General features: G+C 67.7%; 22 protein-coding genes and 2 pseudogenes. 12 read left to right on the top strand and 12 right to left on the bottom strand.

All coding sequences use genetic code 11. The features are described 5' to 3' along the window. Positions 1-29: 29 nt before the first annotated feature. The 4 genes from ACZ7MX_RS00730 to ACZ7MX_RS00715 all read right to left on the bottom strand — a co-directional run bounded on the left by ACZ7MX_RS00730 (position 30) and on the right by ACZ7MX_RS00715 (position 4,618). Positions 30-1,391: an aldehyde dehydrogenase family protein gene (locus ACZ7MX_RS00730; protein WP_472127962.1), complete on the bottom strand. Its 1,362-nt coding sequence runs from the start codon at positions 1,389-1,391 to the stop codon at positions 30-32. Beyond that, a complete protein-coding gene (locus ACZ7MX_RS00725) occupies positions 1,391-2,449 on the bottom strand; it encodes an AMP-binding protein (RefSeq protein WP_472127960.1) in 1,059 nt (352 codons plus the stop codon). The genes ACZ7MX_RS00730 and ACZ7MX_RS00725 overlap by 1 nt, the downstream gene beginning before the upstream one ends. Before the next feature lie 91 nt (positions 2,450-2,540). Then, positions 2,541-3,653, bottom strand: coding sequence for an NAD(P)/FAD-dependent oxidoreductase (locus ACZ7MX_RS00720; RefSeq protein WP_472127958.1), 1,113 nt, complete (start codon positions 3,651-3,653; stop codon positions 2,541-2,543). Beyond that, positions 3,650-4,618 carry a cucumopine synthase-related protein gene (locus tag ACZ7MX_RS00715; protein ID WP_472127956.1) on the bottom strand — a complete coding sequence of 323 codons (969 nt, stop codon included), beginning with the start codon at positions 4,616-4,618 and terminating at the stop codon, positions 3,650-3,652. Before ACZ7MX_RS00715 ends, ACZ7MX_RS00720 begins: the two co-directional genes overlap by 4 nt. 1,113 nt (positions 4,619-5,731) lie before the next feature. On the opposite strand from ACZ7MX_RS00715, the gene ACZ7MX_RS00710 reads away from it, so the two are divergent. Further along, positions 5,732-6,325: a hypothetical protein gene (locus ACZ7MX_RS00710; protein WP_472127955.1), complete on the top strand. Its 594-nt coding sequence runs from the start codon at positions 5,732-5,734 to the stop codon at positions 6,323-6,325. A gap of 125 nt (positions 6,326-6,450) precedes the next feature. Further along, positions 6,451-7,254, top strand: a complete 804-nt coding sequence (locus ACZ7MX_RS00705; RefSeq protein ID WP_472127953.1) for an inositol monophosphatase family protein — start codon at positions 6,451-6,453, stop codon at positions 7,252-7,254. 250 nt (positions 7,255-7,504) lie between these two features. Here ACZ7MX_RS00705 and ACZ7MX_RS00700 read toward each other — a convergent pair whose 3' ends face one another. Then, positions 7,505-8,470: an ArsR/SmtB family transcription factor gene (locus ACZ7MX_RS00700; protein ID WP_472127951.1), complete on the bottom strand. Its 966-nt coding sequence runs from the start codon at positions 8,468-8,470 to the stop codon at positions 7,505-7,507. An 85-nt stretch (positions 8,471-8,555) separates the two neighbouring features. Here ACZ7MX_RS00700 and ACZ7MX_RS00695 point away from each other — a divergent pair, with 85 nt between their 5' ends. Next, a complete protein-coding gene (locus ACZ7MX_RS00695; protein ID WP_472127950.1) occupies positions 8,556-9,701 on the top strand; it encodes an alpha/beta hydrolase family protein in 1,146 nt (381 codons plus the stop codon). Positions 9,702-10,415: 714 nt separating this feature from the next. On the opposite strand, the gene ACZ7MX_RS00690 is transcribed toward ACZ7MX_RS00695, so the two are convergent. Together ACZ7MX_RS00690 and ACZ7MX_RS00685 are read right to left on the bottom strand one after the other, a co-directional pair. After that, the gene (locus ACZ7MX_RS00690; protein WP_472127949.1) at positions 10,416-10,946 is read right to left on the bottom strand and encodes a GNAT family N-acetyltransferase; all 531 of its coding nucleotides are present in this window, start codon (positions 10,944-10,946) and stop codon (positions 10,416-10,418) included. A gap of 572 nt (positions 10,947-11,518) precedes the next feature. After that, positions 11,519-12,061 (bottom strand): DUF4232 domain-containing protein, encoded by a 543-nt coding sequence (locus tag ACZ7MX_RS00685; RefSeq protein ID WP_472127948.1) that lies wholly within the window; start codon positions 12,059-12,061, stop codon positions 11,519-11,521. Positions 12,062-12,491: 430 nt separating this feature from the next. Between ACZ7MX_RS00685 and ACZ7MX_RS00680 the strand changes: the two genes are divergently transcribed. Beyond that, on the top strand, positions 12,492-13,922 hold the full coding sequence (locus ACZ7MX_RS00680; protein ID WP_472127947.1) for a cellulase family glycosylhydrolase: 1,431 nt from the start codon (positions 12,492-12,494) through the stop codon (positions 13,920-13,922). A gap of 156 nt (positions 13,923-14,078) precedes the next feature. On the opposite strand, the gene ACZ7MX_RS00675 is transcribed toward ACZ7MX_RS00680, so the two are convergent. Continuing rightward, positions 14,079-14,585 carry a DinB family protein gene (locus tag ACZ7MX_RS00675; RefSeq protein WP_472127946.1) on the bottom strand — a complete coding sequence of 169 codons (507 nt, stop codon included), beginning with the start codon at positions 14,583-14,585 and terminating at the stop codon, positions 14,079-14,081. Positions 14,586-14,906: 321 nt separating this feature from the next. Between ACZ7MX_RS00675 and ACZ7MX_RS00670 the strand changes: the two genes are divergently transcribed. The 3 genes from ACZ7MX_RS00670 to ACZ7MX_RS00660 are packed head-to-tail and all read left to right on the top strand — an operon-like array spanning position 14,907 to position 16,029. Next, the gene (locus tag ACZ7MX_RS00670) at positions 14,907-15,278 is read left to right on the top strand and encodes a phage holin family protein (protein WP_472129233.1); all 372 of its coding nucleotides are present in this window, start codon (positions 14,907-14,909) and stop codon (positions 15,276-15,278) included. Then, positions 15,275-15,757, top strand: a complete 483-nt coding sequence (locus tag ACZ7MX_RS00665; RefSeq protein WP_472127944.1) for a DUF3618 domain-containing protein — start codon at positions 15,275-15,277, stop codon at positions 15,755-15,757. The genes ACZ7MX_RS00670 and ACZ7MX_RS00665 overlap by 4 nt, the downstream gene beginning before the upstream one ends. Before the next feature lie 5 nt (positions 15,758-15,762). Beyond that, entirely contained in the window at positions 15,763-16,029 is a 267-nt protein-coding gene (locus ACZ7MX_RS00660; RefSeq protein ID WP_472127943.1) for a DUF4235 domain-containing protein, read from the top strand. A 77-nt stretch (positions 16,030-16,106) separates the two neighbouring features. Here the strand turns inward: ACZ7MX_RS00660 and ACZ7MX_RS00655 are convergent, their stop codons facing one another. Then, positions 16,107-17,240: an FAD-dependent oxidoreductase gene (locus ACZ7MX_RS00655; protein WP_472127941.1), complete on the bottom strand. Its 1,134-nt coding sequence runs from the start codon at positions 17,238-17,240 to the stop codon at positions 16,107-16,109. 143 nt (positions 17,241-17,383) lie between these two features. Here ACZ7MX_RS00655 and ACZ7MX_RS00650 point away from each other — a divergent pair, with 143 nt between their 5' ends. Then, positions 17,384-18,103, top strand: coding sequence for a TetR/AcrR family transcriptional regulator (locus ACZ7MX_RS00650; RefSeq protein WP_472127939.1), 720 nt, complete (start codon positions 17,384-17,386; stop codon positions 18,101-18,103). A gap of 145 nt (positions 18,104-18,248) precedes the next feature. Here the strand turns inward: ACZ7MX_RS00650 and ACZ7MX_RS00645 are convergent, their stop codons facing one another. Beyond that, positions 18,249-19,157 carry an aldo/keto reductase gene (locus tag ACZ7MX_RS00645; protein ID WP_472127937.1) on the bottom strand — a complete coding sequence of 303 codons (909 nt, stop codon included), beginning with the start codon at positions 19,155-19,157 and terminating at the stop codon, positions 18,249-18,251. Positions 19,158-19,242: 85 nt separating this feature from the next. On the opposite strand from ACZ7MX_RS00645, the gene ACZ7MX_RS00640 reads away from it, so the two are divergent. Further along, the gene (locus tag ACZ7MX_RS00640) at positions 19,243-20,220 is read left to right on the top strand and encodes an ArsR/SmtB family transcription factor (protein WP_472129231.1); all 978 of its coding nucleotides are present in this window, start codon (positions 19,243-19,245) and stop codon (positions 20,218-20,220) included. Between the two features lie 206 nt (positions 20,221-20,426). On the opposite strand, the gene ACZ7MX_RS00635 is transcribed toward ACZ7MX_RS00640, so the two are convergent. Further along, entirely contained in the window at positions 20,427-21,074 is a 648-nt protein-coding gene (locus ACZ7MX_RS00635) for a TetR/AcrR family transcriptional regulator (RefSeq protein ID WP_472127936.1), read from the bottom strand. A 162-nt stretch (positions 21,075-21,236) separates the two neighbouring features. Here ACZ7MX_RS00635 and ACZ7MX_RS00630 point away from each other — a divergent pair, with 162 nt between their 5' ends. After that, complete coding sequence (locus ACZ7MX_RS00630) at positions 21,237-22,268, top strand: medium chain dehydrogenase/reductase family protein (protein WP_472127935.1); 1,032 nt, start codon at positions 21,237-21,239, stop codon at positions 22,266-22,268. 147 nt (positions 22,269-22,415) lie between these two features. Here the strand turns inward: ACZ7MX_RS00630 and ACZ7MX_RS00625 are convergent. Then, positions 22,416-22,505, bottom strand: a pseudogene (locus ACZ7MX_RS00625) (IS5/IS1182 family transposase); the annotation flags it as partial. Positions 22,506-22,567: 62 nt separating this feature from the next. Between ACZ7MX_RS00625 and ACZ7MX_RS00620 the strand changes: the two are divergent. Both ACZ7MX_RS00620 and ACZ7MX_RS00615 read left to right on the top strand, forming a co-directional pair. Further along, positions 22,568-23,167: a 2'-5' RNA ligase family protein gene (locus ACZ7MX_RS00620; protein ID WP_472127933.1), complete on the top strand. Its 600-nt coding sequence runs from the start codon at positions 22,568-22,570 to the stop codon at positions 23,165-23,167. A 108-nt stretch (positions 23,168-23,275) separates the two neighbouring features. Then, positions 23,276-23,506: pseudogene (locus ACZ7MX_RS00615) on the top strand (hypothetical protein); the annotation flags it as partial. Between the last annotated feature and the right edge of the window lie 67 nt (positions 23,507-23,573).

Raw genomic sequence — 23,573 nt, 5'->3', positions numbered from 1 at the left:
GGCGGCGCTCGGCACCGCAACCTCGTCGGTCAGCATCGAATCGTCTTGGTGCGCATAAGGAATTCGGCGAGGTAGCCGTCGTGCGGCAGTCCGTGCTCCATCCACGGGGTCGGATGGTCACCGACGTACACGTTGGCGATGGTCGGCTCGGCCACCAATTCGTCGATCAGGTTCTCGTCGGTGGTGACAGCAGTGAGGACTAGGGTGTCGCGCAGCGGCCGGATCCCGGCGTCACGGTCCCACGGGGCAACCCACGCACAGGGAAAGCCCAATTCCATCCCGAGCTGTTCGGCGAACGGGCTGTCGAGCTGGTGCACCGCCGGCCGGAGCACCGCGGAACCATCGCCGAGCTCGTCGACGATACCGTCACCGCCGAGCCACGCCTTGGTGCCTGCTGCCCGCTGCCGCAGATACCCGTCCCACCGACGGGCGGGACCGACGGGCATCACGGGCAAGACTGCGCGTTCGTCCGTCGCGGGGAGGCTGGGCAGCGCGGCGAGGCGTTCGGCGATCGCCGCGGCCACGGGGGAGGGGTCGCCCTCGACCAGGACGCCGGTGGCGTTGACGCAACCGACGCCCCCACCACTGCTGATCGACTCCACGAGGGTGTCGACGATCGGCTCCCACTCGGTTTCGGCGGTGATGAGTATCTTGGAGCGCCCGGGTCCCTGCGGCAGAATGCGTCCGTCGCCCGCATATTTGCCCACGACCTCCGCACCGCCGTACACCATTCCGAAGTCGGCGTGCCGGAGGATGTCGTCGGCCACGTTGTGGTCGGTGGGCAGCAACGCGATTCCCTCGTCGCCGAAACCGGCCTCGCGCAGGGCAGTGACCAGCCGATGTGGGGTGAACGGCTCGCGCCGGGAGGGACGCACGGCAACGCGATAGCCGAGCGCGAGGGCATCGAACCAACCCTGGTGCACCGCCGGGTGATTGCCCGCCGCATGGACGGCGAACACCTCACCGCGCCGGGTCCACACCGCCGCACCGCCCCGGGCTCGCGGATCGCGCCACGAGCCGACCGCAGCGGCCGGCCGCGCATTCTCCACAGTGTGGTGGATCCGCTCGGCGGCCCGCGCAATGTCGTCGGTGGCATTGCGTACCACCGTGATTGGTATCCCGGTGACGGCGCTGACCGTGTGCTGGTATTCCTGCGCCGTCAGTCCCGCGATCGACTGCGTGGCGAAAGCCCGGGCCGCCTGTGCGAACGCCGCGATCCGTGCGTCGACGGGTAACGCCGGCGCTCGGCGCAGGGCCTTTATCGCGCGGGTGATGTAGAGAGAGGGGGCGAGACTCAGCGTCGCGACCGGGTTTCCGGCAATATCTTGAATGGTCTCCTGGCGCCGGGACCGATACGGGCCGCCGGGGCCGAGAACGTCCAGGGACAACATCAGTACACGCCCTCGATTACCGTCGCATCGCCGAAGGACGCCACGGGTGTGACGTCTGCGACCGCATCACCGCAACCGCCGTCCACCGGTGCGATCCGGGTTGCGTAGTCCCGCTCGATGTTGTTGACCAGCAAGGCACTTCGGCTCATGTGATGCACGACTATCTGTCCGCGCTCGCCGTACGGAACAACCTGGCCGGTGTCGGGGTCGATCACCCGGAACGTGGTGTACGGAGCGAAGGAGTCGAACACGCACGGCTCGTCGGCACCGAGGTCGGGTCGTTCCACCGATGTGCCCAGCATCATCGTGCCGCCGTATCCGCCGACGAACTTGGCGCTTTTGAACACCTCGTCGCGCAGCAGATCTCGGGTGTCAGCGTCCAGATGCGTACCGCCCCAGATGATCGCGCGGACCTTCCGGTTCACCAACTCGACCAGATCGTCGTGCTGCGCGAGACGCTCCAGCATCGGCGGAGTGGCGAAGAGGACGCCCACATCCTGGCTGGCCAGAATGTAGCCGACCTGTTCGATGAGGTGATCGGTGTAGGCGTCGGCCACGTCCGTCCGGCCCTGCGCGAGCAGCTTCTTCACCCATCGCGGGTCCAGATCGATGCTGAAGTTCAATCCACCCCGAGCCATCGCGGTGTCGACCGCCATGGCTCCGACATTGTGCGGACCGGTAGGAACCGCACTGAGCCAGTCGACATTTCGAGGTACGCCGTGAGAATCCAGTCGCTCACTGAACCATTCGACGCTGCGCCGATGCCACTCCGCGGCGTACGGCACTCGCTTGGGCTGCCCCGTGGTACCGCCGCTTTCGTAGACGGCCGCTCCGTGCTCGTCGCCGTAGCCACGGGGAATCAGATCACGGACGCCGACATCGCGCAGATCGTCCACCACATTGGGAAACAAGCCGAGATCGTCGAATTCCCGGACGTCGGTCAGCGGATCGAAGTCGAGGGTCTCGGCCCGTTTCAGCCAGAACGGTGACCCGGTCTCCGGACTGAAGTGCCACCGCATCATCTCTCGAACGAACTCTCCGCCGGTGTGCTCGACCAATGAATTTTCCTCTCGAAAGAATGAAACAAATGCCTGGTAACTGCTACATCACCGTCGGTCGGAAGGAAATCATGATGATTTCCTTGCTTTCCTACCCGGTCTCGGCCGAACCGCTGAGGCAGCGGGCGGTGGAAAGGCCGGCCGTGTCGATCCAGGATTTCTTGTCGAGCACGAGGTTCCGGATGATCTCTCCGGCAGCAGGTGCTTGGCACAGTCCCTGACCGGAGAATCCAGCCGCGTAGAGGAACGGGCGGGAGGGATCGCGGCCGATGAAAGCCATCCCGTCCGGACTGACATCGAGGTCTCCGCTCCACCCGCTCTCGAGGTTGTTGCCGGCGAGGGTCGGGAAGGTCGTGCCGAGGTGGTGCGACACCCGCTTCAGCCAGGTCTGTCGGGTCTCGTCCGGAGCGGGGCGGCCCATCCCGACGAGGATGCGGTCTCCCCAACTTCGAATCCGCAGGCTGGACGGGTGCATGGTCATCGGCAGAGCGTTACGCGGGGCACTACCCGGGGTGTCGGTCAGGAGCATTTCGACGGGGTATGTGGTCACAGGAAGGCGCACGTCGGCCATGGCGGCGACCGTTCCCGCCCAGGGGCCGGCCGCGCAGACGATGGTGTCGGCGTGGATGCTGCCCGCAGGCGTGTGAACCCGCCCATCCGGGTCGATGCCGGTGACGGGTGTACCCGTGCGCAGGATGGCGCCGGCCTGCTGAGCGGCTGTGGCATAGCCGCGCACGATCGCGGCGGGATCGCAGGCGTAGGCCTCGGGCGACCAGGCGGCCGCCAGGATGGTTCGCTCGTCGACCAGCGGATTGAGCCGCGCTGCTTCAGCAGCGGTCACGAGTTCGACATCCACTCCAGCTGCCTGCTGGGCAGCCTGGGTCTCTCGGAAGTCCCGCACCTGGTGTTCGTCGGTGAACAGCACGAGCAAGCCGATACGCTTCAAGCCGAGGTCGTTTCCGGTCCGTTCGGTGAAGGCGTGGTAAGCCGCCAGGCTCCGGACGGCAAGGCTGCTGATGAGAGCGTTGCCGGGAAAGTAGGTACGCACCACGCCCGCAGTGGTCCCGGACGATCCCGATCCGAGCTCGCCACGCTCCAGCAGGACGGTACCGACGCCTGCCTCGGCGAGCTGGCACGCTATTGAGTTGCCGATGACGCCCCCGCCGATGACGACGGCGTCCGCACGTTCGGGGAGTTGGCTCACGACTGGCGAACCGATTCCTTGAGGCGCAGCTGGCGCAGGTGATCTCCGGCCTCCCACGGGTACAGGTGGAGATTCCAACCACCCAGACAGTTGACGTAGAGGGCCAGTTGGCTCACCACACTCAGGAAATCGTCGCGATCGAGCTGGTCGAGGCAGGCCAAGAAACGCTGGGTGAAACTCCACAGCTGCTCCAGGCCGCAGTAGCCCAGAAACTCGGCAGGAAGACCGACCAGCAGGCGCGCCATGTGACGCAAGGAATCCATCGGCATGCCCTGGACCGTGGCCCGGACCAGGCCACCGTAGGTGGCATAACCCAGCGGGCGGGTCTCGCCGTTGACGAACAACAGAGTGGGTAACACCATCTCAAAACTCCCTGCCCCGGAAGGGATCACCCCCTCGTGGAGATCAGCGAGCTCCTGTGGTGCGGACAGCCAGGCCCGCTCGGTCGCGGTGTACACGTCGTGTATGAGACGTTTCGCCTCGGGATCTGCGGCGGTTAAGTGCGGAATACGGTGGCCGCCTTCGGTTCCCGCCTTGCGGACTTCCGCCAGGATCGGCTTCTTCGTCGAATAGACCGAATCCCAGACCGCCTGCCCGGCCTCCCGTAGTGCGGGCAGGTCCTCCTGCCGGATCCGGCCCACCGGGGATGCCGGCATCGGTTCGGTCAATGTGCCGTACTTGATGCCCAAATGCTGTAGCGCGGAGCAGAATACGGTCCCGTCGGGCGCCTCGCGTCGATCTGGGATCCGAGTGGACGCGGACAGATGCAGCAGCGACGGGATCGGTGCCGTGTGGTAGAGATGCTGTCCCGCCACCAGCGCGTGCCCCTGCAGACTCTGGTAGGGCAGCGCCTCCCACAGTGCGTCGGCAAGTTCAGGGTTACGACCGTCGAGTTCCGCGGTCACGGTGATACCCAGGTCGGGCCAGACGATCTCGAAACTCCGACCGGAAAACGTTTCAGTCAAGGCTTTCCCCTTCGTTGAGTGAAATGTCGCCGCTGCTGTTTCTTTGCGAAAGAGTCCCAATGAGAGGGCCCGCGTCACCGGGTCGCCAGCGATGACACAGAGGGTTCAGTGAGCAGATCTCAGCTACGTCTTTGCGAGTGAGCGCTGTTCCTGGGTGACGGCGAGGAGCGCGAGCAGCAGGGCGGTGCCCCGTCCGGGGCTGATGCGGATCTTGTGCAGCACGCGCCACCTCTTGAGCTGGCCGAAGGGTCGCTCTGCGGCGCTCGCAGGCGTGCAAGGCCGGTGTTGGCCGGCTTCTCCCAGCCGTTGCGGCCCTCAGGGGCTGCGTGTGGCCCGGCACCTACTCCAGCTATGCCGCCGGTACCCGACCCGCTCGCTCGTCCAGACGGCAAGGACGGGAAATGCCAACGGATCCATGTGTGTCTCCTCCCCCTGAGCCCGCACGACGGTGGCATTTCCCACTGGTAGGTGCGACTGGCAAGTGCACGGGCAAAACGTGATCACCGTACGAGGATGATCAAGGGCAAGGGCAGAGGGTATATCGGCCGCTCGGAGAGGTGACTGAGGAGTACGCATTGACAGGACGCAGGAGCGTGATCCGACCTGCGTGATGAGTCAGTGGCTTCAAACACCTGCTTCGACAGCTCTCACCTTCGGCTGGAACCGCACGATGTTCGATTCGTGTTCGTGTGGGGGCGGTGTCTGATTCCGGGTGGCGGGTGCCTGGGCTGCCGAGTCAGTTCACGATCACGGTTGAGGGACAGGTCAAAGGTCGGCTGAGGCCCTGATGAGGCAGGCTGTGCGGTCGGCTGGGCACTCTGTATGGTCGCTCGGGCCTCGACGGGAGCGGACAGCTGACCGCCGCGGCCGAGGTCGACAACTGCGACGGTCGATGGTGTCCCGGCGAAAGAGGGCCGGCTATTGGGCCAGCCCATCGCGCGCATCCTGCACGTTCCATTGCAGCGTCCACCTCGAGTGGGAAGGCGAGCAGGTCGACGCCGGCGTCGCCGCGATTTCCGAGAGAACCGGCGCCGCCGTACCCGACCTCGTCGGCAGCGTCCCGATGTCCGCGAAAGGATGAAGCGGAGCAGGTCACTACGTCATCATGGCGAGGTGAGCGAAGCGCAGATAGCCATAGCCGTCGCCTGCATTGGTCTCATCGGTGCTGTCCTCGCTGCTGCCGCTGCCATCGCCAGTGCGAGGATGGCTTCTCGGGCAACGTTGCGTCAGTCAACAACACAGGCTGAGGCAACACATGCACAGTGGCTGATGCAGCAACGACAAGCGAGTTATGAGGAATTCCTTTCCAGTTGGGAACAGTGGATCTCAGCAATCAGTCACTGGACTGACGACGACATCCCACTTCTCCGCGAGTTGGACATTCCTGCGATGGAGGGAGCGTCTCGTCAACTCGCCACACGCGAGGTACGCATCGCCGTACTAGGTCCCGATTGCGTGGCCGTTGCAGCTCGCAAACTCGCTCGGTCGGCCGCACTCTTCACTGCTGCCGAGCGGGAAGCACGCACGGCTGTGACCGAACACCGTGATAACGGTATCGCACTGAACTTGTCACGCCATCGACAGCTATCTGCTGTGGCCGGCTCCTGGAACTCTCGGCAGGAGTGGTACCGGGAATTTCTTGCTGCGGTTCGGCACACCCTCGTGTCGCCTTCAGTCAATGTGACCGAGGAAGTACCAGTGCGCTGAAGCGTGTTGCGGGATACAACCTTGCCCTGACCACATGATCACAGTTGCGGAAGTGTATGTAGTGCGTAGTGCTCTGACCGGGAAGGTTCGTCGGGCGGTGGCTTCGGCTCGATAGTCTGCACTGCGTGATCAACTCATACGCGAGCTCCGACGATGCTGCAGTCGCGATAGCCGGGGTGCGGGCTGGCGCGGACGTGATCCGCAGCATGTACGGCCAGCGGCTCAACCGCATCGACAAGGGTGCCGGGGACTTTGCCACCGCCGCCGATGTGGAGGCCGAGAAGGCGATCCTCCGTGTCATCCGTGCCGCACGGCCCGATGACGCGGTGCTCGGCGAGGAAGGCGGGCAACAGGGCGCCGTTGAAGCTGTGCGCCAGTGGTTGGTGGATCCCTTGTGCGGCACGCTGAACTACGCCGTCGGCAACATGCTGGTGGCCGTCAACGTGGCGCTGCGCGATGGGCCGGCGGCCGTGGCCGACCCGTTCAGCGGCGAGGTTTTCTTCACCGACGGGGAGAGCGCCTGGGTACGGCAGGACGGGGCCGACGACGCACTCTTGACGCCTACGCCCGCTACCCGATTGGTGGATGTCAACCTGGATCCGCCGTTCCCAAGTGCGCCCGGGTTCCGGGCCGTTGATCTGCTTTCCCACCCTGAGTTCGTCGAACGTTTCCGGCCTCGGGTGGTGTCCACGACCCTCGCGTTGGCCTGGGTGGCTGCCGGTAAGCGCGCCGCGTATGTCACCGATGGCGGCGACCTCTCCAGGAGCGTGCATTTCGCGGCCGGCATCGCTTTGTGCCGGGCTGCTGGCTGCGTTGTCACTGGGATCGACGGCGCCCCGATTGGTGAGGCAGGTCGTGGGCTTGTGATTGCCGCCGACGGCGAGACCCACGGGCTGCTGATGTCGATGATGGGCGTCTCGCGCCGATAACGCACCGAACTGGTGCTGCCGCGGCGCACGATCTACTGCAGCTTCTGCTCCTGCTGGTCGGTCAGTTTGCGCACCCGGACAGGCGCTGCCACCACACCCCCATCAGTCGGAGCAGACGCGTCGTGCATCCAGCCGTTCGGACGACCGCCCGGCGAACCTTCCCAGCCAGAGCAGCAGCGACACTGTGCGACGGTTCTGATCGAAGCCACGCGGCCCTCTTCAGACGCCGACTGACCAAGTGAACGGCGTCTTAGCGCCACCGCACCAGCAGGCTCCCCAGCTCGGTGCGCCGGTGCAGTACGGCCCGCCCGGCGCGGACCGTGGTGATCAGGCCCGCGCCGCGCAGCGCGGCGGTGTGGGCGGAGGCGGTGGCGTTGCTGACGCCCAGCCGTCGGGCGAGCCCGCTGGTGGTGTGCTCATCCGAGAGGAGAAGCAGTATGCCGACGCGAGTTCGCCCGAGTACCTCGGCCAGTGCGTCGTCCCGGCCCTCCACCCCGGCCGGCGAGAGTGGCTGGCCGGGACCCGCCGGGTAGGTCAGGTACAGCGGGCGGTCGGGCAGGTCGGCGATGAGGGGATGGCCGGTCCAGTGGAAGGTGGGCAGCAGCACCATGCCACGACCGCCCAGCTTGATGTCCCGCGCGCCGGGCACTTCCAGCTCCCAGACACGGCCATCGTGCAGCCGGGCGCTGGGGAGGAGTCCGGCGAGTACGGCGCCGATGCCGTGCTCGGCCACGGCCACGGCGTGGCGGGTGAACTCCTTCTGGTGCAGGTCTTGCACCACGGGCCACACCGGGCGCAGCACCGTCTCGAAGGCGGCGTGCTGTGCCTGGCGGAGGATCTGCCAGGCATCGGCGTCGCCCTGGTGCAGGTGGCGGATCCACTGCGGGGGCTGGGCCGTTTGCCTGGCGTAGATGCGCTCGATCTCGGAGCGGACCAGGTCCGGGCGCGAGGCCCGGACGGTGTCCAGTCCCTCCTTCAGGGTGTCGCTGAACACGTCGATGAAGGCAGGGGCCTCTCCTAGAGGGACCAGGTCCGCGAATGGCTCGACGATGACTGGCAAGGAGCGCAGAGCCCGCCGCCTCCAGCGGCCGAAGAGCAATTCGTTGTCGCGAGCGCACAACATGCTGAGGGCCGCGTTGAGTTCCTGCAACGGGGCCGGCCGAGGTGCGAACCGGACACGGGCGAAGTCGGCGGCCGTGAAATGGATCCGGATCACTACTCTCCCGGGCGGCGCAGCGCCATCGTTTCGGCGAGGGCCTGAACCATGGCTGCCTTCCCCACCGGGCGCCAGCATTCAGGGTATGCCTTCTTCCTTCACTGTAGACCGGCGGACCGTCACCAAGTCGGCCGTACTGGCCACCGCGGCACTGCTGGTCCCCGCCGGCGTTGGTGTGGCGCGAGCTGCTACGGGCGGCCTCACCCTGCGACTGCCCGGGCCGACCGGCCCCCACCGGATCGGCGTTACCACACTGCACTTGACCGACCGCTCCAGGCGCGACCCGTGGGAGCCGAGCATCGTTCGCGAACTGATGATCACGGTGTGCTATCCGGCCCGCGACGTCTGCGGCTACCCGGTCGCACCCCAGATGACGGCGGGGGCTGCGAAGCATTTCCAAGAGTTCGCCCCGCTGTTCCACACGGAGTTGCCGCGGGCCGGAGTGGACTGGGCGGCCACCACGGCCCACGCGCACACGGGCGCACCCGCGCTGCCCGTGCGGCAGCCGGTGCTGCTGTACAGCCCGGGTGGCGGCGATCCGCGCACGCTGGGTACCGGGGTCGCCGAGGAGCTGGCGAGCCACGGGTATGTGGTGGTGACCATCGACCATCCCGGCGACGCCTCTGAGGTCGAGTTCCCCGACAATTCCATCCGGGAGAGCGTTTTCAGGGGAAATCCCCGGACGGATCCGACCGTCTTCCGCACCGCGATCGACACCCGGATCGCGGACACCGGATTCGTACTGGACCAGCTGGAAGCCCTGGCGGCCGGGCGAAGTGACCTCGGCCGTGCGCTGGATCTGAGGCGGGTGGGCATCTACGGCCACTCGGCGGGTGGGACGACAGCGGCAGAGGCGATGCACGAGGACCGCCGCATCAAAGCGGCGATCAACCTGGAGGGCTTTCTGGACTACCCCGACGGGAAGTTGTTCCCGGTTGCCGAGCACGCGGCGGACCGGCCGCTGCTCCTGCTGGGAACCGACGGCTTCTCGGAGCAGAAGGAGCTGGAGCGTTCCTGGTCGATCATGCGGCGTGTCCACCGGCGGGAGATCGATAACGCCACGCATGGGGTGTTCACGGATTACGCGTCCATTGCGCCCCAGTTGCAGTCGGCCAGGCTCATGACGGCTGACAACCGGGACAAGCTCATCGGGGCGATTGCCCCAGAGCGATCTGTGCCGCTGGTGCGCGGCTACGTGCGCTCGTTCTTCACCCGGCACCTGCGGGCGTAGATCTACTGTCGCTGCGCGCGGCTGGGTCTGTCACATGCCTCCTCGGACAGTCCCTAGTCCGGCGACGTCACCATCGGCCTTGAGCGTCCGGAGGTTCCCGTGGCCGTCTCCGCCGGACGATGTCGGGTGAAGGACGGGGTGCCGGGGCGCAGGGCTTGGGCGAGTGCGGCGGCGTCGGCGTGATCGCGGCGAAGATGGGGCAGAGCCCGGCCTGTACATGTCCCTCCGTGCGTGGGCGGGCGACCTTGAGTATCGGGGCTGACAGGCCAGTTCCCGCCAAGACGCCCCGGGTATGCCGAGCAGACCGATGACAAAGCCAGGGCCGCTGGCACCGCTCGGGGCGAAGGTCTTGGCCACGGCGATGACGTCGTAGCCGCCGCCGACCGCCGCCTGCTGCACCTCCTCGATCGCGACATAGAAGTAGACGCAGTGCTGTCCCGCCGGCTGGTTGGTGAGCTCGATGGTGTTGCCGGGCCATGTCCACGGGTCGTCGACGGTGACGGCGATCTGGTGCCGGTCATGGACAAGATCCGCGTACCCGGCACGGGGACTCGGACGTCCCCGCCGTAGCCGGACCACCAACGCCGTCGGCCGCCGCACCTCGTTCACCTGACGTGCCCGTCGCCGGAGCAGCGGCCGCATGGCGGGCGTCAGTGGGCGCCCTGATCGGGCTGGGCGCCGCAAACGTAGCCGGCCAAGCATCCGGCCCGAGCATCAGGGCCTCAGCAGTCCGCCCACCCACCAGTCGTGCGGCTTGCCATCGTTGGCGATGCCGCGATTGCGCAGTGTCCCTTCGACAGTGAAGCCGAGTTTCTCGGCGACGGCACGCGAGCCGGTGTTGCCGGCCATGGCCCACCACTCGATGCGGTGGACGTCGAGGGTGGCCCAGCCCCAGTCACACAGGGCCCGAGCGGCCTCCACCGAGTAGCCGCGTCCGCGTTGTTCCTTGGCTGCCCAGTAACCGAGCTCCCAGACGCCGCGGCTGACGAGGGTCAGGGAGTAGGAGCCGACCAGGGCGCCGGTGTCCTTGCGGAACGCGCCGAGGGTGTAGTCCCTGTCCTCGGCCCACTGAGCGGGCAGCTTCTCGCCGACGAGCTTCTCCGCGTCCGCACGCCGGTACGGCACCGGCACCGGGGTGTAGAACTGGATGTCCTTGTCCTGGCAGGCTTCGTACACCGCATCCACGTCGGCAGGTGTGAAGGCCCGCAGTACCAGACGGTCGGTCTCAAGAGTCACTGGATCCATCGCGGCAGTATGACCACCGTCAACAAGCGGCGACCAGCGAATATCCCGACTGAACACCGCCCACCACAACACCCCGGGCCGGTCGACGGTCGTCGCAACACCCCAGATCAGCGGTCCCCGAGACGGAGCTACACCCACCATCAATCGCGGACCGAGCCGTAAAGGCTGTCGGCTGCGGGTTGATGATCGCGGTGTGACTGGTGTGATTCCGGCGTCGGAGCCGTTTTGGACAGCCCCTTTCTCGGTTGGCAGGGGAACGGCCCTGGAGCCTGTCCCTTGAGGACGCGACATGTCGTGGTGCTCTTCGATGCAGCAAGTGGCTTGGTTCACGTGCAGCAGCAGCGTTTGGCGGTGAGTCTTGTCCCCGGCCATCCAATCGAGGCATTTGCCAGTCAACGTAGTCGTTGGGGGTGCCGGAAACACAACCTCCAGGGCTCCGGGGCTCCGGCGAGAAGGGTGGGCGTGCCGCCTGTCGGACGTGGCCACCGCACCACCCGGAGGCTTCAACCCCTTCCGGGAATCCTGCGGTGACCACCAGCGACTGAAGGGAAGCTCAGAGGCTGCCCAGTCGGTTACCGCCCGACCGGATTGAGGTAGGTGCCCGGGTGGGTGGCGCCGTCCTGCTTGAGGATCTGGCCGCCGAACGGCCACTTCAGGGTGAAGTGCTGCGTCTCGTTCGGCGGCGTGACCAGGAACTTCGCCGGAACGAACTTCTCCTTCTGCGGCGTGGACTTTGCCACCGGGAGCAGGTTGATGCTGAAGTCCACCGTGTCCCCCTGCTCCAGGATCATCTTTTCGGGCTTCGCGGAGGAGCGCGCCAGCGACCAGGTGCCGTCGGTCCCCTGAGCGCCGATCATGTCGACACCGGCGAAGCCGGACAGGGTGCAGGTGCGCTTGCTCTGGTTGGTGAACCAGATGTACGCCTGGGTCTGCTTCTCGCTCTGCTCCATCTCCGGCCTCGCGTCATCACCCGTGGCGAAGCCCGCCTTCAGGTCGGCGGTGTGGCAACGGGTCGGCTCGGCTTTGGCGGGGGCGGCCGAGGCCGGGATGGTGGTAGCGGCAGTGGCGGCGACGACGACGGCCGCAAGGGCCACGGCGGTCAGCTTGCTCTTCATGTCGGGTTCCCCTCGAAGGCGAATCGGCACGCGAGGTCAGCGCGCGCCTACGCACCTGAAGATGTGCAATGCCCGGGGGAGGTTCGGTGTGCCGGAGAACCTATTCCCGGCAGTCAGGGTCGGGGCCGTTTCAGAGTTTCGGCGTTGCGGCGTTGCGGGGGAGGGCACCGCAACGCCCCGCGACCTCGCTCGGCCTCCGGTCCAGCAAAGCGGGACAGATGGCAGCGTGAGCAACCTGAGCAGCATGCTGAGCTGCCTGGGGAAGCCCCCAGCGATGACGCCGGGAAGCCCTTGAAGAAGCAATTCCCGCCAACTCTCGCGAACTCCCGCCAACTCCCGCGAACTCCTGGGAACTTCACTCACCCGCCAGTAGCATCCGGCCGGCCGGTAGCACGCCGCCCAAGCAGCCACCCTCGAAAGGGTCTCCTGCATGCGCCTGACCTCCCGCGTCGCCCCCGCCGCCCTCGCCGTGGCCGCCCTCCTGCTCGGCGTCCTCCCCGCGCAGGCCCAAGCCCACCCCGACCGCGCCCCCGACCGGGTCACGGTCGGTGACCGCACATTCATCGCCGACGGCCAAGGCCGCGCGCTCCAGTGGCGCGGCTTCAACCTCGCCGACAAGAGCAGCCGAGGCACGCACGCGTTCGCCGACATCCACGAGAGCGACCTCAAAGACATGGCTGCCCGGGGCTTCAATCTCGCGCGCCTCGCGTTCTTCTGGGACGACCTCGAACCCACCCCCGGGCACTACGACCGCGGCTACCTCGCCAAGATGCGCCGCATCCTCGACTGGGCCCACCGCTACCACATCAAGGTCATCCTCGACGCCCACCAGGACGTATACGGCCCCCACTTCGGCTCCCGCGGCGTCCCCGACTGGGCCACCCGAGATGAGGGGCTACCGTTCTCGCCGATACCCGACGACTGGTTCTCCGAGTACTTCGAGCCATCCGTACAGACCGCCTTTGACCACCTGTACAAGGACGCCGACCTCCGTGCCGCGCACGCGCGCATGTGGATGACGGTCGCCTCCGCCCTGGGCAGACACCCGGCGCTGCTCGGCTACGACCTGATGAACGAGCCGTTCGCGAAGTTCCTCGAAGGCGAAGACCTCCCCGCCGCCGCGGCCCGCTTCGAGGCCACCGAGCTCACCGAGCTGTGGAACCGCCTTGCCCGGGCGATCCGCCTGGTCGACCACAGGTCGTGGGTGTTCGTCGAACCAACCGTCATCGTCGGTGTCGGCGTCCCCACCCAGATGGGCCACATCGACGACCCGCACGCCGGCTACGCGCCGCACTTCTACGAGACCGCGATGGAAACCGGCGCCGACTACGACCCCAACGGCACCTTCATCCCCGGCTACGAGGCCGCGATCAGCGATTACCCGACCCGCAACCGCATGCCGGTGATCGTGGGGGAGTGGGGCGGCAACCCCTACGTTCCGCACGCAAGCCAGTTCGTCACCGACATGACGGCCGCCCTGGACCGCTTCTCCAGTGGCTGGACGTGGTGGCAGTGGTGCCGGGGCGGCGGCTACTGCTTCCTCGACCGGACGGGCGCCGCGAAGCCCAACGCGCAGCTGCTCGTCCAGCCGTACGCGCGGGCCGTCGCGGGCGACCCGCTCACGTTCGCGTACGACCCGCCTACCCGCACCTACACGCTCACCTTCCGCACCCGCGACAACGCAAAGGGCCCCACCCAGATCACTGTGCCCAGGGACACCTACCCAGGCGGCTACCGCGTCGATGTCCAAGGCAATGCCCAAGGTGGTAAGGCCAGTTGGGGCGATCACGATCAGACCGTCACCGTGAGCACCCACGGCAGGGCCGGAGCCACCTACAGGGTCACGATCAGCCCGAGGTAGCCCACCCGATCGCTCGGGGGCTGCGGCCCGCGGCCCCGCATCAACGGAAGAAACACCTTCTCCACACCACTGCGGGCAAGCACCTGCCTCCGGAGCCGGTGACACCACCTCCCCAGGCCATGCGATCGACGTTCACCTCACACGCCCGGACAGCTCCTAGTCGCCGGTCGTGCCGTCGAGCATCTCGCGCAGGATGTCCAGGTGGCCGTTGTGGCGGGCGGTCTCCTCGGTGAGGTGGAGGAGGATCCAGCGCAGGTCGACGTGGAGGCCGTTGCGGACGGCTCGCTGGGCGTGCTTGTCCAGGGCGTTCCGGGCGACCAGTTCGCGGTAGTGGGCGCTCTGTTCAGCGTATTCGTCGAGCAACTGCGTGAGCGGGAAATCGACGGCGATACGCATCTCCCGGTCGGGGTCCTCCTCGGTCCAGGGGTCCCGGTCTTCCTCGCCGAGGAAGACCACTTGGAACCAGTAGTACTCGACCCAGCGGAGGTGGTTGATCACTCCGCTCATGGTCATCAGCGGTGAGGCCGGCAGGAGCGCCTTGCGTGCGTTCTCCGCGGAGACGCCCTCGCACTTGGCGCGGGCGGTGTCACGTGCGTAGTCGAGAAACGTGGTGAGCTGGGTGCGCTCGTCCCACGCGGGCGGGGTGTCGTCGATTCTGGTCATCGCGCGAAGCGTCCCCGATCACTACGCCCGATGTCGAGGTATTTATCGACGGACCCAACCTGCTCCACCCAGCTCCTTGTCCGGCGGGTCGCCACAGCGATTCAGCGCCGGTGGGCCACCCGGCATGATCCGCGGGACAAGCCCCGGGCAGATCGCTCTGAACTCGCTCGTTCGGGGTACTCGCGTGTTCATCGGATGGTTGGGCGCACGACGCAGCCCGGCCTGCAGGAACCAGAGGGACGGGAGGTGACCGCCGTGTCGAGTCCGCAGCCGCACTCTGCCGGATCCGACCACAGCACGGACCGCTCCGGCCAGGAGCCGGTGAGGGAGCTGGTGCAGCGGGCCTCGCAGCAGCTGACCGAGCTGGTGCGAAGCGAGCTGAGACTGGCGCAGGCGGAGATGAAGGAGAAGGGCAAGCACTACGGCAAGGGCGGGGGGCTGTTCGGCGGCGCCGGCATCGTTGGCTTCCTGACGCTGCAAGCGCTGGTCGCCACCGCCATCGCCGCACTGGCGGTGCCGCTACCGGTGTGGGCGGCGGCGCTGATCGTCACGGCGGTGCTGGGTGTGATCGCCGCAGTGCTGGCCATGAGTGGAAAGAAGCAGGTCGACCAGGCCACGCCGGCCACACCCGAGCAGACGGTTGAGAGCGCGAAGGCGGACGTGGCCGAGATCAAGGAGAGTGCACAGCGATGACCCAGCCGCCTCACGACGAGCCCACCGCCTCCAGCCTCGACGAGCTGCGCGAGCAGGCCGAGCAGACCCGGACCGAGCTCGGACAGACGGTCGAGGCGCTGGCGGCCAAGACCCACGTCAAGGCGCGTGCCCAGGAGAAGGCCGCCGAGGTCAAGGAACAGGCCGCCGCAAAGGCCGGCGAGCTGAAGGAGCAAGCCGCGGTCAAGGCCGGTGAGCTGAAGGAGAAGGCCGCCGACCTGGCACACCAGGCGCAGGAAAGCCTGCCCGACCCGGTCAGGGACAAAGCCGCTCAGGCGGCCGAACAGGCCCGGGCGAAGGCGGCGCAGGCCAGCCAGATGTGGGCGGAGAAGGCACCCGAGCCGATGCGACAGAAGACGGCCCAGGGGGCGCAACTGGCGCGGGACAACCGCAACGTGTTGCTGGCGGCAGCGAGTGTGGCCGTCGTCGTGTGGCTGGCCTGCCGCCGCCGGAAGGGGTGAGTGGGGTGAAGGGATCGAAGATCGCCTACAAGCCGGTCGGTCTGGTGCTGGGCGCCGTCAGCGGCATGGCCGCGAGAGCGGCGTTCAAGCGAACGTGGAAGATGCTCGGCCACGACGAGGACGCCCCGGACGCCACCGATGAGGAGCGCTCTTGGCGTGAGGTGCTGCTCGCTGCCACGCTGCAGGGCGCGATCTTCGCCGGAGTCAAGGCGGCTGTCGACCGCGCCGGCGCCACGGTTACCCGCCGCCTGACCGGAACCTGGCCCGGCTGACCCGCACAAGGAGGCCAAGCCGGAACAGGCCGGAAACGTGCGTTCGGCCTTGAGGGCGTGGCGGGGAGGTTCTGCACCTATGCCGGCTCGGGTCGTTCCGGGTTCGGGACGAAGGCGGGTAGCGCGGCGAGGCTGTGGCGCACGGCCTCGCCCCCGTACGCGAACATCTGCCGCTCGTAGCTGTCGACTGCGGTGAGAAGCTCTTGACGGCCCTCGGCTGCCTCCCTCAGGCATCGGCCCAGCAGGTCGGCATCGCGCAGGGCGGTGTTCGCACCGTTGCCGCCGGTCGGAGAGGTGGCGTGGATGGCGTCACCGAGCAGCGTGACCGGACCGGGCGCCCAGCGCTCACCTGGCTCGACCACCCCGATGGACAGCAGGGTGCTGTTGTCCGGGTCGGCCTGTTCGATGAGTGCCCGCAGGTCCGCGTGCCAGCCTTGCATCCTGGACAGCGCGGCCTCCTGTGCCGTCGAGGTGCCGAGAGAGCCGTTCGGCGGGAGGATCATGGCCCAGCGCACGTAGTCATGGATGTCAGGGAGCGTTACTTCGGGTGCCAGTTTCTCCGCCGCTTCCTTTGGCGGAACGGGGAACCGCATCGCCCCGAGCAACAGACTCACTCCGCCCCCGACGATCTTCCCGCCGTAGGCTTGGGACAGGCCGGCGAACTGCTCCGTCAGCGGAGTGCGGCCGATGACGAACCGAATGCCGGTGTCCCTCGGGTTGGTCTGCGGCGTCAGCACCTGACGAACCGCGGAGCCGACCCCGTCCGCCCCGACGAGCAGATCAGCGGTTGCCGGATCGCGTTGCGCGAACCGGGCTTCGACCCTGCCGCTGTCCAACACGTCGTAACCGGTCAGTGTGGCCCCGGTGTGCACAGTGAGTCCGGTCAGCAGCAGGTGCCGGAGTACTTGCCGGTCAACCACGAGCCCACTCCTTGCCGGGCCGAGTTCGCCGATCTTGTTCAGCTGGGCGTCCAGGGCCAGTCGCTCGACGTAGGCGTCACTGATGACCGCGTCCAGCAGCGGGTGCCAACGCTGTGGCAGACAGCTGCGCAGCGCCTCGAATCCGACCGGATCCAGTACGAGCCGGTACCCCTGAAATCGTGCGGTGATCGCTGGGTCCCGCTCGTACACGTCTACCTCGATCCCGGCGCCACGCAGCCCCTGCGCCAAGCACAGGCCCCCCAGACCGGCGCCGACCACGGAAACGCGCATCCCACACCTCCTGAACAGACTGTCCGAACCCCGCTCAGGACCTGTGCAGGGGATGCCAACCACGCGGACACGAACTTAGTTCTGCATGTACGAACTAAGTTCTACGAGGCGAACTTAGTTCGTGTCAAGCTATAGTGATCGGTATGCCCTCCGACCCCCGGCAACGCCGAGCAGCTCGTCACGCCCAGCCCGCTGGGGAGCCCTCAGCGGCGTCCCCACGCAAGAAGCCCCTCACGCTCGACCGGATCACCGACGCCGCCCTGCAGGTCGTGGCCACCGAGGGCTACGACGCACTGACCATCCGTCGAGTCGCCGCGGTACTCGGCACCGGGCCGTCGTCGCTGTACGCGCACATCGTCAGCAAAGAGGACATCGACGATCTGCTCGTCGGCCGGCTCTGTTCCGAGATCGTGCTGCCCGAACCGGACCCGGCCACATGGCGCGAGCAGATCCTCGACGTGTACGCCCAGATCCGCGACCAGTACCTGAAATACCCCGGAGTCTCCCGTGCCGCGCTGGGCGTGGTCCCGACCAATCTCTCCACGTTGCGGGTCAGGGAAGGGCTTTTGGCGATCCTGCTCGCCGGCGGAATCGCACCGCAGAACGCTGCCTGGGTGCTCGATGCTCTGTCCCTCTACGTCAGCGCCTACGCCTTGGAGCAGTCGCTGGTCCAGCAACGGCGCAGACACCCGGACCAGGAATGGGTCCTTGGCCGCGAGGAGTTGATCCGCCGGTTCACCGCGCTGCCGGCCGACACGTTTCCGCAGACCCGACGCTATGCCGCTGAGCTGACCGCCGGCACCGGACACGACCGGTTCGAGTTCACCCTCGGACTGATCATGGACAACCTCGCCCAGCCCTAGCTGACACCGGCATCCGCCACTGCCGGATGAACGCGGCGGCGGATCTGTTGGAGCGCCCGCGCTACCGAAAGTCGCTGCTGCCGTCGCGGCCGGCCTGGGCCACCAGGGGCAGATGGTCCAGGCCGGCCGCGACGGGGCCCTTTGGTCATGCGGTTGCGTGGTGGAGGGAGTCCAGGTCGGCCAGTTCGTCCTCGGTAAGGCGCAGCGCGCCGGCCGCCACGTTCTGGGTGAGGTGGTCGAGGTCGCCGGTGCCGGGAATGGCCAGGACGTGCGGGCCTTGGTGCAGCGTCCACGCCAGGCGGACCTGGGCGGTGCTCACCCCGTGGGCGTGGGCGATGGCGTGCACCGTGCTGCTGTCGTGCCCAGGTGCGCCGGCCGTGCGTCCGGTCCCGGCGATCGAGTAAAACGGTACGAACGCGATGCGTTGTTCACCGCAGAGGCGCAGGAGTTCCGCTTGCTCGGGTGATGCGCCGATGCCGTACATGTTCTGGACGCAGACCACCGGTGCAATGGCCTGGGCCTCGGCCAGGTGGTGGGGGCGGATGTTGGACAGGCCCAGGTGGCGGATGAGGCCGGCGTCGCGCAGTTCGGCGAGCGCGCCGAAGCGGTCGGCGAGGGAATCGGTGCCGACGATGCGCAGGTTCACCACGTCGAGGTGGTCGCGACCGAGCTGGCGCAGGTTCTCCTCGACCTGGCCGCGCAGCTGCTCGGGGGTGGCGTGCGGCAGCCAGGCACCTGAGGGATCGCGCCCGGGTCCGACCTTGGTCGCGATGACAAGATCGTCCGGGTAGGGCGCCAGGACGCGGTTGATCAGCTCGTTGGCGGAGCGCAGCGGCGAGAAGTAGAACGCGGCGGTGTCGATGTGGTTCACGCCGAGCTCAACCGCCCGGCGCAGCACCTTGATTGCCTGGTCGCGGTCGCGCGGGACAGCGTCGGGCGCGAGCGCCTCGCCGTACTGGGGCAGGCGCATCGTGCCGAAGCCGACCCGGTTGACCGTGCGGTCGCCGAGCTTCCAGGTGCCCGATGCCGCCGCGGTGATCGTCTGTGAGGTCATGGCGGGATGATCGGCGCACGATAACCTGGTGCGCCATTGTTTAAGGCATGTCTGAATCCATTGAGGGGCGCTTGTCGTGGCAGAGCTGGCGTTCTCGGCGGACGACCTCGCGAAAGTGCGGTTCGCCATCTCGCCGATGTGGGAGGTCGCACCCAGCTTCCGGCTGCTGACATCGAACACGGCGCACCCGGTCCACCGGCCATGGATCGAGCAGGTGCGGCCACGCGTGCTGGCCGCCGGACTGGACCGAGGATGGCTCGCCGAGCTGATCGGACCCTCCGGCTACGTGCCCGACTTCCTCAACCCGGCCCCCGCAGGGCCGGCCCCCACACCGGTAGCAGAGTGGGATGCGATCTTGGCCTCGCCCGCCGACCGGGTATGCCAGGACCTCGACCACCTCGCCCGCCACCAGGGACATCTCGGCCCACGCCTGTCGAGCCTTCGCGCCGACCCGCCCTCCCGCCTGGCCAAGGTCACACAAGAGATCGAAACCTATTGGGAGTTGGCGCTCGCTCCTTACTGGGCGCGGATCAGGGCCGTACTGGACGCCGACATCTTCCACCGGGCCCGCACAGTCGCCGAGCACGGCGCGGGTCACCTCTTCAACGACCTGCACACCTCGGTGAGCTGGGACAACAATGCGCTCAGACTGCTGCGCCGGAAACGAACCATGCCCCGCGAGTCCGCGGGCGCGGGACTGCTGCTGATCCCCTCCGCGTTCACCGGACCTGGCCTGCGCACCCGGGTGAGACCGCCGGACCCGCCACAACTCGCCTATCCAGCCCGCAGCGTAGGCACCCTCTGGGAGACACGGCCGGCCACCGGAACCTGCACCCTCACCCCTGTCCTCGGCCGCTCCCGAACTCTGCTGCTCACCGAACTGGACACCCCGGCCTCCACCACCGAACTGGCCCACCGCACCGGACTCTCCCCAGCCGGGGTATCCCAATACCTCACCGCGCTACGCAACGCAGGTCTGGTCAGCTCCCACCGCGCCGGCCGTTCCGTCCTCTACGCCCGCACCGCTGCCGCCGAAACCCTCCTCAACGCCCCCTCCACCTGAAGCTCCAGACATCAACCCCAGAAGAACTTCCGGTGCCGACCACCAGGGCATCGGGCACCAAGAAGTGCACCGAGTACCGCAGGGCGGTCGCCGTCCTGGAACGCATGAGGCACAGCGTGGAGCGCCGGGCAGGCCTTGCACCTGCATTTCCCCACAGGAAGTGGGGCGTCTTTCGTTGGGCCACCAAAGCGTGGGGGATGGGGAGTTCAGCCGTTGAGCAGGGTCTCCACCTCGGAGGCGAACAACTCGGCGGGATCGAAGCCCATACCGGTGAAATGGCCCGCGAGCTCCAGTGAGAGGACACCGTGCAGTCGGGTCCAGAAGGCGAGGGCGCGGCGCAGGGCCGGGGTGGGGGCAGGATGTCCGCCGTCCCACTGCCGGTGATCGGCGAGATGCGCGTCGAACGCCGTATCGTCGGTGTCGTCCACCGGGATGACCGCGCACGCGTCGAGCAGGATCGCCATGATTTCGGCGGCGATCGCCGTGACGTCGTCCGGGGCGTGATAGCCGGGCACCGGTGTGCCGTAGATGAGGAAGTACCGCTGCGGGTCCTTGAGTGCCCAGCGGCGCAGTGCATGGGCGAGCTGCGCCGGGTCGGCCCCTTCGGCCGCGGTGGCGCGGAAGCTCTCCGCGAGACCGCGGTAGGCGTCCGTGACGAGCTCGGTGATCAGCTCGTCCCGGCTGCCGAAGTAGCGGTAGAGCGCGGGCCCGGTCATGCCCATCTGCTTGGCGATCGCGTTGAGGGAGAGCGCGGAGGCCCCCGCGCTGGCGACCTGCTCCCAGGCGTGCTCCTTGATCTCCGCCCGCACCTGGGCCCGGTACCGGTCCCGTGGAGATGTCGCGTTCCGCGCCACGTCCGTCACCTCTCTCGGTCATCAGGTGTTAGACCTTATCACTATCGGCAACCCCTCTAAAAATAACTCCAGCTACTACTTGACGAAACAAGGCCACGCTCTGCAATCTGGTTATAGCTTCTAACGCAAGCAATAACCCCTATCAATACGTCGGAGGTTCACGTGAACACAGTGGAGCGCATCGAGGTTGTCCTGCCGGGCAAGGTCGAGCCCGAGGAACTGCAGGTCCGCCGGAGCCCGGTCCCCGTTCCGGACGCGGGGCAGGTCGTCGTGCGTATGGAGGCCACCGGGGTGTCCTTCGCCGAGCAGCAGATGCGCCGGGGCCGCTACTACGACCAGCCGCCCTTCCCCTTCGTCCCCGGCTACGACCTGGTCGGCACCGTGCACACGGCAGGCGCGGGAGTCGACCCGGCCCTGGTCGGCAAGCGGGTGGCCGCGCTGACGAAGACCGGCGGCTGGGCCAGCCACGTGGTGCTCGACGCGGCGGACGTGGTCGAGGTGCCCGAGGGTCTCGGTGCTGCGGAGGCGGAGACCGCCGTCGTCAACGGCATCACGGCCTGGCAGATGCTCCACCGCAAGGCACGCGTACGGGCCGGCCAGACGATCCTCGTGCACGGCGCCAACGGGGGAGTGGGCTCACTCCTCGTCCAACTGGCGCTCGCCGCCGGGGTCCAGGTCATCGGCACCGCATCGGCCCGCCACCACCACGCGCTGCGCGTCCTGGGCGTCAGCCCCGTCGACTACCGCACCGAGGACATCCCCACCCGCGTTCGCGAACTGGCACCCGGCGGCGTGGACGCCGTCTTCGACCACGTCGGCGGCAGTGGCCTGATCGACTCCTGGCGCCTCCTCGCTCCCGGCGGCACCCTCGTCTCGTACGGCAGCGCCGCCACCCGCGACGACACCGGCTCCAAGCAGTGGCCCGTGCTGAAGCTCCTGGGCCGAGTGTGGAGGTGGAACGCCCTGCCCAATGGCCGCAGCGCCTACTTCTTCAACGTCTGGGCGGGTAAGGCCCTGTCCAAGAACCGCTTCCGCACCCGCCTGCGCGCCGACCTCACCCAGGTCTTCACGGCCCTGCAGAAGGGCGACATCAACGCGACCGTAGCCGCCCAACTCCCGCTCGCCCAGGCCGCCGAGGCCCTGCGCCTGGCCGAGTCCGGCACGGTGAGCGGAAAGGTCGTCCTGGTCCCGTAGGAAGACGGTCGCCAGAAGCCGCATTCCGTGGATGGCCGGTGACCGGACGGGGTACGCCGATACGTCTGGCACCGGGATCATCTGCGGGGCATTGCCCCCAACCCGGGGATGACCGGCATCGCCAACGGCCGCAGTCCGCCCTCACCCGTGCTGATGGGCACGGCACACGGTGGAGGCCACACTCACTATGGACCGGCCGACGAGATCTCCTACGTCGGCATCAGCCTGGACAATCTTGGCGCGGGGCGCGTCGAGAGGCTCCGGATGGTGTGGTGAGCCCGATTTGGGACCATGGGCATGTGGACGGGGATCCGGTTTACGGCGGGGCCGAGCCGGTGGCGGCGCTCGAGGTGGCGCCGACGGCCCGGACGGCGGTGGCATGGCTGCCGCCGCGGAGGCTCTGGCCGGTGATTCAGGACATCCGCTGGGAGCACGATCCGCAGGTACGGCGGTGGCCGCCGCATGTGAATCTGCTGTTCGGCTTCGTGCCGGAGGAGGCGTTCGCGCGGGCCGTGCCGTTGCTCTCCGCCGGGGCGGCGCAGAGCACGGTGTTCACGGCGCGCCTGGCCGGAGTGCGGTACTTCCGGCACCGGCACTACGCGACGTTGTGGCTCGATCCGGCTGCGGCGGATCCGGCGCCCTGGACTCACCTGTACCGGGAGCTGGCGCTGCGGTTCCCGCTTTGCCGGGGGCGCGAGGGCCGTTTCACCCCGCATTTGTCCCTCGGCCGTACGCAGGACCCGAAGCGCCTGGCCGCCGAGTGTGCGGCTCGGCTCGGCGCGCTGGTGGCGGTGGTCGAGGAGGTGGTCCTGCTCTCCCGAAGCGGCGAGGAGCCCATGCGGCCTCGGGCCGTGATCACACTGGGCACGGGCGAGGTCCGCCGAGCGCAGGGGTGTTAGGCGACCAGTCACCAGGGCCTCTTGGACGGCCTGGGGTGATCTCTGGGGCCGGGCGCAGTCGGCTTGCGCAGTCGCCGGAGCTGGTGGCCGAGTGCGCCCAGGTCGACGGCCGACCTCGGACTCGACAACACCCTGCCCAGGTCCTCGCAGCATCCAGGCAACGTCTGGGCCCTCCACGGCTTCCACGAATGCCTGGTGCGGCTCGGCAGGACGGCAGAGGCCCGCATCGTCGCCCAGCAACTCACCATGGCCACCGCACTCGCGGACATCCCCATCGAGGCGTCGTGCTTCTGCCGTCTCGACACCACGGGCACGAAGAGTGGCTGCTGCTCCGACTGAATCGAGTACGTCCTGGGCCGAGTTGGCTCAGCCGGTGCCGACCCGTTCAGTGACACGCAGGCGGTGG

The organism is Streptomyces sp. NPDC107765 (genome assembly GCF_055657085.1).
Note: the sequence above shows the minus strand (reverse complement) of the source record. Positions and strands in the feature narration are given on the sequence as shown.

Coding starts and splice junctions, on each gene's coding strand:
- ACZ7MX_RS00680 (WP_472127947.1), top strand. CDS start 12,492: ATGCGCCTGACCTCCCGCGTCGCCCCCGCCGCCCTCGCCGTGGCCGCC.
- ACZ7MX_RS00665 (WP_472127944.1), top strand. CDS start 15,275: ATGACCCAGCCGCCTCACGACGAGCCCACCGCCTCCAGCCTCGACGAG.
- ACZ7MX_RS00685 (WP_472127948.1), bottom strand. CDS start 12,061: ATGAAGAGCAAGCTGACCGCCGTGGCCCTTGCGGCCGTCGTCGTCGCC.
- ACZ7MX_RS00730 (WP_472127962.1), bottom strand. CDS start 1,391: ATGTTGTCCCTGGACGTTCTCGGCCCCGGCGGCCCGTATCGGTCCCGG.
- ACZ7MX_RS00695 (WP_472127950.1), top strand. CDS start 8,556: ATGCCTTCTTCCTTCACTGTAGACCGGCGGACCGTCACCAAGTCGGCC.
- ACZ7MX_RS00690 (WP_472127949.1), bottom strand. CDS start 10,946: ATGGATCCAGTGACTCTTGAGACCGACCGTCTGGTACTGCGGGCCTTC.
- ACZ7MX_RS00675 (WP_472127946.1), bottom strand. CDS start 14,585: ATGACCAGAATCGACGACACCCCGCCCGCGTGGGACGAGCGCACCCAG.
- ACZ7MX_RS00645 (WP_472127937.1), bottom strand. CDS start 19,157: ATGACCTCACAGACGATCACCGCGGCGGCATCGGGCACCTGGAAGCTC.
- ACZ7MX_RS00650 (WP_472127939.1), top strand. CDS start 17,384: ATGCCCTCCGACCCCCGGCAACGCCGAGCAGCTCGTCACGCCCAGCCC.
- ACZ7MX_RS00655 (WP_472127941.1), bottom strand. CDS start 17,240: ATGCGCGTTTCCGTGGTCGGCGCCGGTCTGGGGGGCCTGTGCTTGGCG.